The 11,434-nt window shown below is 73.1% G+C and carries 14 protein-coding genes; 8 read left to right on the top strand and 6 right to left on the bottom strand.

Annotation, left to right across the window (positions count from 1 at the left end):
- Positions 1-23 precede the first annotated feature (23 nt).
- The 3 genes from ACERZO_RS24470 (at position 24) to ACERZO_RS24460 (ending at position 4,326) form a co-directional block, all read left to right on the top strand.
- Entirely contained in the window at positions 24-1,454 is a 1,431-nt protein-coding gene (locus ACERZO_RS24470) for a carboxylesterase/lipase family protein (protein ID WP_372667062.1), read from the top strand.
- A gap of 85 nt (positions 1,455-1,539) precedes the next feature.
- Positions 1,540-2,817 (top strand): sensor histidine kinase, encoded by a 1,278-nt coding sequence (locus ACERZO_RS24465; protein WP_372667061.1) that lies wholly within the window; start codon positions 1,540-1,542, stop codon positions 2,815-2,817.
- Positions 2,818-2,901: 84 nt separating this feature from the next.
- On the top strand, positions 2,902-4,326 hold the full coding sequence (locus ACERZO_RS24460; protein WP_372667060.1) for an APC family permease: 1,425 nt from the start codon (positions 2,902-2,904) through the stop codon (positions 4,324-4,326).
- On the opposite strand, the gene ACERZO_RS24455 is transcribed toward ACERZO_RS24460, so the two are convergent.
- On the bottom strand, positions 4,323-4,673 hold the full coding sequence (locus ACERZO_RS24455; protein ID WP_372667059.1) for a hypothetical protein: 351 nt from the start codon (positions 4,671-4,673) through the stop codon (positions 4,323-4,325). The genes ACERZO_RS24460 and ACERZO_RS24455 overlap by 4 nt on opposite strands.
- A 135-nt stretch (positions 4,674-4,808) precedes the next feature.
- Between ACERZO_RS24455 and ACERZO_RS24450 the strand changes: the two genes are divergently transcribed.
- On the top strand, positions 4,809-5,234 hold the full coding sequence (locus ACERZO_RS24450; RefSeq protein ID WP_372667058.1) for a hypothetical protein: 426 nt from the start codon (positions 4,809-4,811) through the stop codon (positions 5,232-5,234).
- On the opposite strand, the gene ACERZO_RS24445 is transcribed toward ACERZO_RS24450, so the two are convergent.
- From ACERZO_RS24445 to ACERZO_RS24425, 5 genes are all read right to left on the bottom strand, one after another.
- Complete coding sequence (locus tag ACERZO_RS24445) at positions 5,231-5,908, bottom strand: GNAT family N-acetyltransferase (protein WP_372667056.1); 678 nt, start codon at positions 5,906-5,908, stop codon at positions 5,231-5,233. The genes ACERZO_RS24450 and ACERZO_RS24445 overlap by 4 nt on opposite strands.
- A 61-nt stretch (positions 5,909-5,969) precedes the next feature.
- On the bottom strand, positions 5,970-6,596 hold the full coding sequence (locus tag ACERZO_RS24440) for a hypothetical protein (protein WP_372667055.1): 627 nt from the start codon (positions 6,594-6,596) through the stop codon (positions 5,970-5,972).
- A 77-nt stretch (positions 6,597-6,673) separates the two neighbouring features.
- Positions 6,674-7,084, bottom strand: a complete 411-nt coding sequence (locus ACERZO_RS24435; RefSeq protein ID WP_372667054.1) for a VOC family protein — start codon at positions 7,082-7,084, stop codon at positions 6,674-6,676.
- Between the two features lie 71 nt (positions 7,085-7,155).
- Positions 7,156-7,713, bottom strand: a complete 558-nt coding sequence (gene pspAB / locus ACERZO_RS24430) for a PspA-associated protein PspAB (protein WP_372667053.1) — start codon at positions 7,711-7,713, stop codon at positions 7,156-7,158.
- Between the two features lie 225 nt (positions 7,714-7,938).
- The gene (locus tag ACERZO_RS24425; RefSeq protein WP_372667052.1) at positions 7,939-8,928 is read right to left on the bottom strand and encodes a zinc-dependent alcohol dehydrogenase family protein; all 990 of its coding nucleotides are present in this window, start codon (positions 8,926-8,928) and stop codon (positions 7,939-7,941) included.
- Between the two features lie 84 nt (positions 8,929-9,012).
- Here ACERZO_RS24425 and ACERZO_RS24420 point away from each other — a divergent pair, with 84 nt between their 5' ends.
- The 4 genes from ACERZO_RS24420 (at position 9,013) to ACERZO_RS24405 (ending at position 11,425) form a co-directional block, all read left to right on the top strand.
- Positions 9,013-9,333, top strand: coding sequence for an ArsR/SmtB family transcription factor (locus ACERZO_RS24420; protein ID WP_372667051.1), 321 nt, complete (start codon positions 9,013-9,015; stop codon positions 9,331-9,333).
- Between the two features lie 70 nt (positions 9,334-9,403).
- Entirely contained in the window at positions 9,404-9,844 is a 441-nt protein-coding gene (locus ACERZO_RS24415; RefSeq protein ID WP_372667050.1) for a MarR family winged helix-turn-helix transcriptional regulator, read from the top strand.
- Positions 9,841-10,644, top strand: a complete 804-nt coding sequence (locus tag ACERZO_RS24410; RefSeq protein WP_372667048.1) for an ABC transporter ATP-binding protein — start codon at positions 9,841-9,843, stop codon at positions 10,642-10,644. The genes ACERZO_RS24415 and ACERZO_RS24410 overlap by 4 nt, the downstream gene beginning before the upstream one ends.
- Positions 10,604-11,425 (top strand): ABC transporter permease, encoded by an 822-nt coding sequence (locus ACERZO_RS24405; RefSeq protein WP_372667046.1) that lies wholly within the window; start codon positions 10,604-10,606, stop codon positions 11,423-11,425. Before ACERZO_RS24410 ends, ACERZO_RS24405 begins: the two co-directional genes overlap by 41 nt.
- The last annotated feature ends 9 nt before the right edge of the window (positions 11,426-11,434 follow it).

Below are 11,434 nucleotides of genomic sequence, written 5' to 3'. Positions count from 1 at the left end.
CTTCCCCGAAGGGACCACCCGGCATGACCGACCCCGTCGTCCCCACCACGTCCGGCGCGGTCCGCGGTCAAGTCACCGCCGCCGGCTTCGCGCTGTTCCGCGGCATCCCGTACGCCGCCGCGCCGGAGGGCGACCTGCGCTTCGCCGAACCCGTCCCGGCCCCGCCGTGGGAGGACGTGCGCGACGCGCTGAGACCGGGGCCGACCGCGCCGCAGCGCCGGCACGACGTCCCCGGCCTCGACCTGACGCCCCTCACCGGCACCGGCTGGCGGCCGGGCCCCGAATACCTGACGGTCGACGTCTGGACGCCGCGGCTCGGCCCGGCCGGCCTGCCCGTGCTGGTGTTCGTGCACGGCGGCGCGTTCCTCGGCGGCACCGGCTCGGCGCCGGTCTACGACGGCACGTCGTTCAACCACGCCGGCGCGGTGCTCGTGACCGTCCAGTACCGGCTCGGCGTCGACGGCTTCCTGCCGCTGGACGGCGGGACGACGAACCTCGGGCTGCGCGACCAGCTCGCGGCCCTGCGGTGGGTCCGGGAGAACATCGAGGGCTTCGGCGGCGACCCCGGTAACGTCACCTTCTTCGGCGCCGCTTCGGGCGCGGTGAGCGTGGCCTGCCTGCTCGCTTCCCCGCTCTCGCAAGGGCTCTTCCACCGCGCGATCGTCCAGAGTGGACACCCGGACATGGTGCGCGACGGCGTCCAGGCGCGCCGGCTCGCCCGGGTGATCGCCGACGAGCTGAAGGTCGAACCGACCGCCGAGGCGTTCCGGAAGGTGTCGACCGAGCAGCTGCTCGACGCCCAGGACGCCGTCCTGCGCCCGGGTGGCGCGCCCGACCTGCGCGACGCGCTCGGTTACGACCGCGGGTACGGGCTCAGCCCGTTCCTCCCGGTGGTCGGCGACGACGTCCTGCCGCAGCACCCGGCCAAGGCGATCAAGGCGGGCGCCGGCCGGGACGTCGACCTGGTCGTCGGCAGCTGCAGCGAGGAGATGCGGCTCTACCTGGTGCCCACCGGCGCGCTCGACGCGGTCACCGACGACCAGGCCGTGGCGTCGCTGGCCGTGTCGCACCCCGACCCGGCCGGCGTGCTCGAGCGGTACGGCCTCGGCTCGGACGGGCCGGCGGGCGAGGTCCTCGTGGCGGCGCTGACCGATCTGGTCTTCCGCGACGGCGTGCGCGACCTCGCGGAAAACCACGGCGGCCGGACCTTCCGGTACGAGTTCGAGTGGGGTTCGCCGTTGCACGAGGGCGCGCTGGGCGCGTGCCACGGGCTCGAACTGCCCTTCGTCTTCGACGCGCTCGGGCCGCTGTCCGGACCGCGGGGCCTGCTCGGCGAGCACGCGCCCCGGGAACTGGCCCACGACCTCAACGGCGCGTGGTACCGCTTCGCCGCCACCGGGTCGCCCGGCTGGCCGGAGTACACGGGCGAAGACACGCTGTTCCACACGTACTGACCCCACCCCACAAGCGGTTGACGACGCCCCCGCCGCGCTGCCAGGCTCAGACCGCCCGGACGGCCGGACGAAATGGGGACCACCGATGCCCGAGGCGGGCTCCGCCGCACCGCCGCGCGCGCTCGTTCGCACGCTGCTGCGCAGCGGCACACCCCCGGAACCCGCGGAGCCCCCGGACGAGAACAGCGACCTCGCCGCCGTCGGCGACGCGACGCTCGCCCGCGCCGCGCGCTACTGGGTCGTCGTGCCGCTGACCTACCGGATCGCGGCGTTCGTCAAGGTGTTCATCGGGTTCGCCGCGGCCAACGGCAAGCTCGGGCTCGGGCCGGTGCTGGCCGCCACCGTGTTCGCCGTCGCGGCCAACACCGCCGCGGTGGCTTGGGTGCTGCGCGTGGGCGGCCTGCGGCACCGCATCACCGGGCGCGCCCTGGCCCTGGACCTCGCCGTCGGCGTGGCGCTCAACTTCGCCGTCGCCGCGACGGCCCCGGCGTCGGTGCAGCCGTTCGCGGTCGACGTGTCGTGGACGTGGCTGGTCGGTGCCGTGGCCATGTGGGCGGGCACGTCCGGGCTGCCCTCGGCGCTGTGGCTGCTGGTGGCGGCCGCGCCGCTGCGGGCGCTCCTCACGCTGGCCGGCGGCTTGCCGCTGACCGACCAGCTCTCCGTGACCCGCTCGATCGGCTGCATGGTCGCGCTGGCGGTGGCGATCGTCATCGCCGCGGGCATCCTCATCCTGCTCGGCGCCGGTACCCGGTTCGCGGTCGACATCGGGATCCGGCGCGGGCGCGAGGCCGAGCGCCGCCGGACCCGGCGGCTCATGCACGACCACGTGCTGCAAACGCTGGAAGCGCTCGCCATCTCGGCGCCAGGCGACGACACGCACGCCGTCAGCCGGCTGTCGGAGGTGCGGTCGGTGGCCAAGGCCGAGGCCGCCGAGATCCGCCGCCGGATCACCGAGCCGGTGCCGACCGGCCTGACGCGCGGGCTCGCGGTCGAGCTCGCCGACGTCGCGACCGAAATGGCGCGCGACGGCCTGCGCACCCAGCTCGTCGCCGCGGACTTCGCCGACGACCACAAGCTGTCCCAGGACCGCCGCACCGCGATGTGCGAGGCGGTGCGGGAAGCGTTGCGCAACACCGTCAAGCACTCCGGGACGAAACAGGTCGTGCTGCGCGTGGAAGAGCGCGACGGCGGGATCGCGGTCGTCGCCCGCGACCAGGGCGAGGGTTTCGACGTCCGCGAGCGGCCGCCGGGCTTCGGCATCACCCAGTCGATCGTGGCCCGGCTGGCCGAGGTCGGCGGGCACGGCACGGTGGACTCCCAGCCGGGCCGCGGCACCCGCGTGACGATGTGGGTGCCGGGCTAGGCAACGGCCGTGCGCCCGAGTCCAAGACCGCGGCCTCTCCGGCGGCGCACCATGCCCGGACAAGCCACGCGGGAGGAGCATCCCATGTCCGACGCACTGCGCCGCGACGCGCTGGGCACGCCGGGGGTCGTCTTCCTCGTGCTGGCCGCCGTCGCGCCCCTGACCGGCATCGTCGTCATCGCCGCGCTGGGCATCGCGCTCGGCAACGGCGGGGGCATGCCCGGCGCGTTCCTGCTCGCCGCCGTGATCCTGGTGCTCTTCGGCGTCGGCTACGCGCAGATGAGCAAGGTCGTCACCGGCGCGGGCGGCTTCTACGTCTACGTCACCAAGGGGCTGGGCCGCCCGATGGGCCTGGTCGCCGCGCTGATCGCGCTGCTCGGCTACAACTGCTTCGTCGCCGGCGCGGTCGGGACGAGCGGGTTCTTCACGGCGAACGTCGTCGAGCAGGTCTTCGGCTGGCACACGCCCTGGCAGCTGTGGAGCCTCGCCTCCGCCGCCGCGGTGTTCGCGCTCGGGCGGCGCGGGGTCGACGTCAGCGCGAAGGTGCTCGGCGTTTCGCTGGTCCTCGAGGTGTCGATCCTGCTCGTCCTCGACGTCGCGGTCGCCGTCCGGACCGGGCTGGACGTCCACGCGTTCGCGCCCGGCGTCGTCTTCTCCGGCTCGGTCGGGATCGCGTTCCTGTTCGCCTTCAACGCTTTCGTCGGCTTCGAAGCCACCGGGTTGTTCAGCGAGGAGGCCCGGGACCCGCACCGGACGATCTCCCGCGCGACCTACACCGCGATCGTCCTCATCGGCGTCTTCGCCGCGTTCACGACGTGGGCGATCGTCAGCGCGACGAGCGTCGCCGAGGCCGGGAAGACCGCGCAGGACCACCTCGCCACCGGCGACCTCGTGTTCTCGATCAGCCGCACCTACCTGGGCTCGTTCCTCACCGACGTGATGATGCTGCTGCTGGTCGTCAGCCTCTTCGCGGCCTTGCTGGCGCTGCACAACTCCGCGACGCGCTACCTGTTCGCGCTCGGCCGGGCCCGGGTGCTGCCCGCGGTCCTCGGCCGGACCAACGCGGGCAACGGCGCGCCGTACGTCGCCAGCGGGACCCAGATCGGCGTGGCGACGCTGATCGCGGCGGGCTACGCGCTGGCCGGGCTGGACCCGCTCGCCGACCTCACGGCCAGCATGACCGGTATCGGCACGCTCGGTGTGATCGCCCTGCAGGCGCTGGCCGGGGTCGCCGTCGTCGCCTTCTTCCGCAAGCGCCGCGACCCCCGGGTCTGGCGCACCGTGGTCGCCCCCGGCCTCGGCGGGCTCGGCCTGATCGCCGTGACGACGCTGGCGTTCCTCAACTTCCCCACCCTCGCCGGGTCCGACGCGCCGGCGATCGCGCTGCTGCCGTGGCTGCTGGCCGTCGCGGTCGCGGGCGGGCTCACGCTGGCGGCCTGGCTGCGAAACCGCCGTCCGGACGTCTACGCGGGACTGGACGACCTCGGGCTCGAAACCGTGACTTCCTAAGCCGCGCGCCGGGCGTCGCGCTCGGCGGCCAGGCTCGCCCGGCAGGCCGCGGTCAGCCGGGTGGTGGCGGCGCTGCCGCCGTGGCCGCAGCGCGGGCAGGTCATCGCGACCCGCTGCGTCAGCTCGTCGACGGCGACGCACAGCTCGGTGCGGCAGCCGCGGCACCAGCGGTGCCGGGTGACCGGGCTGACGTGCGCGGGCGAGGCAACGCACTGGTGGATCCACCGGCCGTGCACGTGGCAGGTCAGGCGGTCGTCCGGCGCCAGCAGGCCCATGTCCTCGGCGTCGTCTTCGGTGGCGAGCAGGACCGGCAGGCTGCGGACCCGGCTGCGAGTCGTGGTGGTCATCGCGTTCCCCTTTCCCTACCCGTTCGTCGAAGGGAGGCACGCGGATTCGACATCCGGACACAGTTGGCCGGAACCCGGCGGTTTGTGGCATTCCAGCCACTCCTCGGCTCACCCGGGGACCACTAGTTTCGGCGCGTGTCGAAAATCCTGCTCTCGGTCCACGTCCTGGCGGCGATCCTCGCCGTCGGCCCGGTCGCCGTCGCGGCCAGCATGTTCCCCGCCGCCGTCCGGAAAGGCGACGTCAAGGTCGCGACGATGCTGCACCGGATCTGCCGCGTGTACGCCTACGCCGCCATCGCGGTGCCCGTGTTCGGCTTCGGCGTCGCCGGCACGATGCACGTGATGGGCGACCCGTGGCTGCTGACGTCGATCGGGCTGACCGCCGTCGCCGCCGCGGTGCTCGCGCTCCTGGTGCTGCCGCGGCAGCAGCGGTTCCTGGCCGAAGAGTCCACTTCGGACAAACTCGGGCGGCTCGCGATGGTCACCGGCGTGTTCAACCTGCTGTGGGCGGCGGTGACGGTGCTGATGATCGTGCGGCCCGGCTCCTCGACCGGCGCCTAGCCCGGGACGCGCACCGCGACGAAGTCCGGCCGGTGCCGCAGGGCGAACCCGAGCGAGAGGTAGAGCCGGATCGCCGAGGTGTTGCTCGCGGCGGCGTGCATCATCGGCGTCTCACCGCGCTCGCGGATGCCCGCCGCCACGGCGAGCACGAGCCGCGTCGCGAGGCCCTGGCCGCGATAGGCCGGGTCGGTGCAGACCGCGCTGATCTCGGTGTAGCCGGGCGGGTGCAGCCGCTCCCCCGCCATCGCGACCAGCGCGCCCTCGCGCCGGATCCCCAGGTACGTGCCGAGTTCGACGGTCCGCTTGCGGAACGGCCCGGGCTTCGTCCGCTCGACGAGGTCGAGCATCTCGGGCACGTCCGAGAGCCCCAGCCGCACGGCCTCCGGCTCCGGTGCCGCGGCGACGCCCTCGTCGACCAGCTGGACCCCGGGGAGCGCGTCGAGCACCTCCCAGCCTTCCGGCGGCCGAGCGGCGGTGGCGGCGAGCACGACGACCGCGCCCGGCCCGCCGAGCGCGGCGACGTCCCGCCAGTCCTGCTCGCCCGGGTCGTCGGGCAGGCCGAGGAAGGGTGCGACATCCTCGGGGTAGCGCAGCACGCGCCCACGCCGTTCGGCGAAGCGGGCGTGCGGGCCGTTCAGCGACGTCCACGTCGGGTTGTCCAGCGGAGAAGCCATGCGTCCAGGATGCTGAAAACGACCGACCGTCCGGCAGTGCTCCCACATCCTGAGCGAGCGCTCAGCCGATCGTCGTCAGCTCCTCGTCCGAGAGCACGCCGGACCCGGCCGAGACGACCAGCCTGCCGCCGCCGACCTGGTAGGTGTAGTCCCCGTTCTTCGCGACGTAACCGTCGCCCGAAGCCTGCGCCGGCAGCATGATGTGCGTGTCGTCCGAAGCCGCCTGCCCGCGGGCCTGGCCGTCGTAGAAGATCCGGCCGTCGGGCACCCGGCAGATCGTGATCAGCGACTTCGCCGTCTGCGCGACCAGCAGCGCGGTGCCCTGGCCACCCGGGAGGTAGCGGGCCGCGTCGCCCGGGCACGGCTTCCCGTCCGGTGCCGCGGAGGTCGTCGTCGACGGCGGTGGGGTCAGGGCGTTCGCGGTCGTGACCACGGTCTTGGTGGTGGGCACGGCGGGGGTGGTGTACGACGGGAACGGCCCGGCCGCGTCCGGCGACGGCTTCGAGCGGCCGGTGAACAGCAGGACTCCGCCCACCGCGACGCCGGCGACGAGCATGAGGGTCAGCAGCACCCACAGCGCCCGCGCGCGAGCCCGGCCCGGTGCCAGGCTCGCACAGGTGCCGCACCGGCCGGCGGCGGGGTCGTTGACCGCGCCGCACTGCGCGCACGTCCAGGGGGAACCCGCCATCGGGCCTCCTTCGCCCCGGCGCGGGAGCACGCCGGCACCTCATCGTCACCGACGGGGGCGCGGGCTGCAACGCCCGGTTACCCCTGGTGGACGACGTTCACCATCCACGGGATGCCGAACTTGTCGACGCAGGCCCCGAATTCGTCGCCCCACATCTGCTTTTCGAACGGAACCGTCACGGTGCCGCCTTCGCTCAGCTTGTCCCAGTAGCCGCTCAGCGTGTCGGCGTCGTCGCCGCTGAGGCTGACCGTGATGTTGGTTCCGGGGTTGTACTCCATGCCGGCCGGGGTGTCGGACGCCATGAGCGTGTAGCCCTGGTCGGTCTCCAGCTGGGCGTGCATGATCTTGTCCGCGTCCGCCCCTTCGGGTGACCCGAATTCCCCGAACGTGTTCACCTTCAGGGTGCCGCCGAAGACGCTCTTGTAGAACTCCATGGCTTGCCGCGCCTCGGCGCGGAAGCTCAGATACGGGTTGAGCACGGAAGCCACTGCGATCTCCTTCTCCTCGAACGAGAGCAGCATCCTCGCAGAAGCCCGTGACCTCGACAAACGCGAGAATTTCAGACGACGAACCGGCGGTGCGCGTGCGGTTCCAACGGCAGCGCGCCGTGCAGCGCGGCGCGGGCGCGCAGCTCCAGCGCGCGGTCGAGCGGCGCGGCCCCGGACGCCGCCGCGGTGTGGAACGTGCCGCGGCCGAACAGGTACACCAGCGCGAGCTTGCGGTCACGGCGCCCGGTCTGCTCGGCGAACTCGACCGTCGCCGACCGCAGGCAGCCGCCGTAGCCCGCCCGGGCCAGCCGGTCGGCGACGTCGACCAGGTCGCCGGTCAGCACGCGCAGGTCGTGGTCGCGGCGCCAGCACCGGACCGTCGAGCGGCCGTGCAGGTCCTGCGTCACCAGCGGGTGCACCGGCAGCCGGGCCGAGGTCGCGGCGATCAGCTCCGCCTCGGTGCGGGCCAGTGCATCCCCGTCCACCTTGAAGCCGACCGTGCCGCCGCCGGTGGGTGCGAGGCCGAGCGCGGCGCGCATCCGCGGGGCGGCCGCGGCGAGGGCGTAGAGGGACTGCAGGTGCGGGCGGGACGTCCAGCACCGGACGAGCTTGCTGTCCAGCAGGGTCACGGGCGTTGTGTCCTATCTCGGGTAGAGAAAGACCGCCGGGCCGGGCGCACTGGCAATGTCCACAGTGGACGTCAGGCGCGGGGACGCGGGGTCGGAAAGGACAGCATGCGCCTGCGCACCCCGGTTCCCGGGGAGAACCACGCGATCACGCGGCGAACGGCAGCACTTCGCCGCCGAACGGTCACTCCGAGTCAGGTTCAGCCGATCAGCGGTATCCCTCTCGCCTCACGCGGTGGTGATCACGACCTTGCCGAAGTTCTCGCGGCTCCGGAACCGCTCGAGCGCCGCCGGGGCGTCGTCGAACGCGAACACGCTGTCGACCACCGGCTCGATCGGGCGCACCGCGAGCTGCCGCACGAGGTCCTCGGTGTCCTCCCGGCTGCCGACCCAGATCTTCCGCACGGTCGCGCCGCTGCGGAACAGGTCCATGAACTCCACCGGCGGGCCGTCGGCGCCGACGAACCCGACGAGCGCGATGTCGGCGTGGTGCGTCCCGGCCGCGACGAGCGACTGCGCGAACGTGCCGGGCCCGCCGACCTCGACGATCCGGTCCGCGCCCCGGCCGCCGGTGGCGTCGAGGACCGCCTTGCCCCACTCGGGCGTCGCCCGGTAGTCGATGACCGTGTCCGCGCCGAGCGCCGTCAGCTTCGCCGCCTTCTCCGGGCTGGACGTCGTCGCGACCACGCGCGCGCCGAGCGCCTTCGCCTGCTGCAGGGCGAACAGCGACACCCCGCCGGTGCCGAGGGTGAGCACGACGTCGCCCGGCCGTACCCCGGCGAGCGACGTCCAAGCGGTGACGGCGGCGCACGGCAGCGTCGCGCCTTGCTCGTAGGTGAGCGAATCCGGCAGCGCGACGAGCGCTTGCTCGGAGACGGCGCGGTATTCGGTGAGCCAGCCGTCCTGGCCGTTCCCGTAGCCGACCAGCGAGTCCGGCAGCCGGCCGGCGATCCAGTTCGAGTGGAAGGCGTTGAGCACCCGGTCGCCGGCCGCGAAGCGGGTGACGCCCTCGCCGACCGCGGCGACCTCGCCGGCGGCGTCGGAGAGCGGGACGAGGGCGCTGGACGCGTTGGTGAAGTGGACGCCGTCGAGGATGAGCAGGTCCCGGTAGTTCAGCGACGTCGCCCGGACCCGGACGAGCACCTCCCCGCGCTGCGGCTCGGGCACGGGCTCTTCCCGCGCGACCAGGCGGCCGGACTCGGGACGGTAAGCGCGCACCAGGACCTCCTCATGTTAACCAAATGACTAACATCGACCATGGCACAGCCGCGCGCGCTCCGGCAACCGAGGGATACTCGGACCATGGCCAGCCGCACCGCGACCCCCCTGGAGCACCCGGCCCTCGAGGACGTCACGTTCGCCGAGGCCCTGGAAGCTCTGCGCGACCCGCACCGGCTCGCCATGGTCGCCACCCTCGCCCGCGAACCCGGGCAGTCGTGCGGCGCGATCATGCCGCCGGTCAGCAAGCCCGCGGCGTCCCGGCACTTCAAGATCCTGCGCGCGGCCGGCCTGCTGAAGCAGTGGGACAGCGGCACGCAGCGGCTCAACGCGTTGCGCCGCGAGGAGTTCGACGCCCGCTTCCCCGGCCTGCTCGACCTCGCTCTCGCCGAAGCCGCCCGCTGATCCGGGATCTTCCGCGCCAACCAGACATTTAGCGTTGCTAATAGATCTGAGTCAGAGCTACCTTGGCGACATGACCGAACTCGCCGACCGGCTCCTGGGTGCCGTCCAGGGGATCCGCCGCGTGGTGCGCCGCCGGGTGCGCGCCGACGTACCGGGCTCTCCGCTGCCCGGCGCGCAGGTCGAGGTCCTGCGGGTGGTCGCCGACCGGCCGGGCATCGGCGTCGCGGCGGCCGCACGGGAGCTGCACCTGGCCGCCAACTCCGTCAGCACGCTGGTCAACCAGCTCGTCGACGCCGGTCTGCTGCGCCGCGAGCCCGACCCGGCCGACCGGCGCGCCACCCGGCTGGAGATCACCGGCGCGGCGCGCGAGCGGATGGCCACCTGGCGGCGCGCCCGCACCGGGCTCGTCGCCGACGCGCTCGCCGGACTGTCCGAAGAGGACACCGCGGCGATCGAACAGGCGTTGCCGGCGCTCGAAAAACTCATGGGCATCCTGAAGGAGCAGCCATGACCGAACCCGCGGTGCGGTGCACCGGGCTCAGCCACTCGTTCGGCACGACCCGCGCGGTCGACGGCGTCGACCTGGAGATCGCGCCCGGCGAGGTGTTCGGCCTGCTCGGCCCGAACGGCGCCGGCAAGACCACGACGCTCCGGATGATCACCACGCTGCTGCCGACCGCGCCGGAGCACATCACCGTCTTCGGCGTCGACGTCGCGCGCCGCCGGATGGCCGTGCGGCGGCTGATCGGCTACGTGCCGCAGCAGCTGTCCGCCGACGGCGCGCTTACCGGCCGCGAGAACGTCGCGTTGTTCGCGCGGCTCTTCGACGTCCCCCGGGCGCGGCGCGACGGCGAAGTGCGCCGCGCCCTGGACCTCGTCGGGCTGGCCGACGAAGCCGACCGCGTCGCGAAGGGTTATTCGGGCGGCATGATCCGCCGGCTCGAGCTCGCCCAGGCCCTGGTCAGCTCGCCGCGGCTGCTGATCCTCGACGAGCCGACGATCGGGCTCGACCCCGTCGCCCGCTCCGCGGTGTGGGAGCGGATCACGCAGATCCGCACCGACACCGGCATGACCGTGCTCGTCACCACGCACTACATGGACGAGGCCGAGCAGTACTGCGACCGCGTCGCGCTCATGCACACCGGCCGCATCCGGGCGCTGGGCACCCCCGCCGAGCTGGAGACCGACCTCGGTCCGAGGTCCACATTGGACGACGTGTTCCGCGCGGTCACCGGCGACCGCCTGGAAACCGACGAAGGAGGGATCCGCAGTGTCCGTGCCGCTCGCCGCACCGCCCGCCGTCTCGGCTGACCCCGGCCCGCTGCGCCAGGCGCGCATCCTCGCCGCCCGCGTCGGCGCGATGTGCCTGGTGGAGCTGCAAAAGCTGCGCCGGGACCAGACCGAGCTGCTCACCCGGGCGATCCAGCCCGCGCTGTGGCTGCTGATCTTCGGGGAGACGTTCACCCGGCTGAAGGCGATCCCGACCGGCTCGACCCCCTACCTCGACTACCTCGCGCCCGGCATCCTCGCGCAGTCCGCGCTGTTCATCTCGATCTTCTACGGCATCCAGATCATCTGGGAACGCGACGCGGGCGTGCTCGCCAAGCTGCTGGTGACGCCGACGCCGCGGGCCGCGCTCGTCGCCGGGAAGGCGTTCGCCGCCGGGGTGCGCGCGCTCGTCCAAGCGCTGATGGTGCTGATCCTGGCCGCGATCCTCGGCGTCGGGCTGACCGTGAACCCGCTGAAGCTGCTGGCCATGGCGGTCGTGCTCGTGCTCGGGTCGGCGTTCTTCTGCTGCCTGTCCATCGTGATCGCCGGGATCGTGCTGTCCCGCGAACGGCTGATGGGCATCGGCCAGGCGATCACGATGCCGCTGTTCTTCGGCTCCAACGCGCTGTACCCGGTGGACCTGATGCCGTCGTGGCTGAAGGTGCTCAGCCACGTCAACCCGCTGAGCTACCAGGTCGACGCGCTGCGCGGACTGCTGATCGGCACGCCCGCCCACCTCGGGCTCGACTTCGGCGTGCTGGCCGTCGCGACCGTCGCCGCGATCGCCGTCGCTTCCGCACTGCTGGGCAGGTTGGCCCGTTGAGGCACATGT

Source organism: Amycolatopsis kentuckyensis, assembly GCF_041679295.1.
In the GTDB taxonomy this organism is placed as follows: Bacteria; Actinomycetota; Actinomycetes; order Mycobacteriales; family Pseudonocardiaceae; genus Amycolatopsis; species Amycolatopsis kentuckyensis_A.
The sequence above is the reverse complement of the archived record's forward strand: the minus strand, read 5'-3'. Positions and strand labels throughout refer to the sequence as shown.

Bases quoted from the DNA above. Each gene is read 5' to 3' on its own strand.
- ACERZO_RS24470 (WP_372667062.1), top strand. From the start codon at position 24: ATGACCGACCCCGTCGTCCCCACCACGTCCGGCGCGGTCCGCGGTCAA.
- ACERZO_RS24465 (WP_372667061.1), top strand. From the start codon at position 1,540: ATGCCCGAGGCGGGCTCCGCCGCACCGCCGCGCGCGCTCGTTCGCACG.
- ACERZO_RS24460 (WP_372667060.1), top strand. From the start codon at position 2,902: ATGTCCGACGCACTGCGCCGCGACGCGCTGGGCACGCCGGGGGTCGTC.
- ACERZO_RS24455 (WP_372667059.1), bottom strand. From the start codon at position 4,673: ATGACCACCACGACTCGCAGCCGGGTCCGCAGCCTGCCGGTCCTGCTC.
- ACERZO_RS24445 (WP_372667056.1), bottom strand. From the start codon at position 5,908: ATGGCTTCTCCGCTGGACAACCCGACGTGGACGTCGCTGAACGGCCCG.
- ACERZO_RS24440 (WP_372667055.1), bottom strand. From the start codon at position 6,596: ATGGCGGGTTCCCCCTGGACGTGCGCGCAGTGCGGCGCGGTCAACGAC.
- ACERZO_RS24420 (WP_372667051.1), top strand. From the start codon at position 9,013: ATGGCCAGCCGCACCGCGACCCCCCTGGAGCACCCGGCCCTCGAGGAC.
- ACERZO_RS24415 (WP_372667050.1), top strand. From the start codon at position 9,404: ATGACCGAACTCGCCGACCGGCTCCTGGGTGCCGTCCAGGGGATCCGC.
- ACERZO_RS24410 (WP_372667048.1), top strand. From the start codon at position 9,841: ATGACCGAACCCGCGGTGCGGTGCACCGGGCTCAGCCACTCGTTCGGC.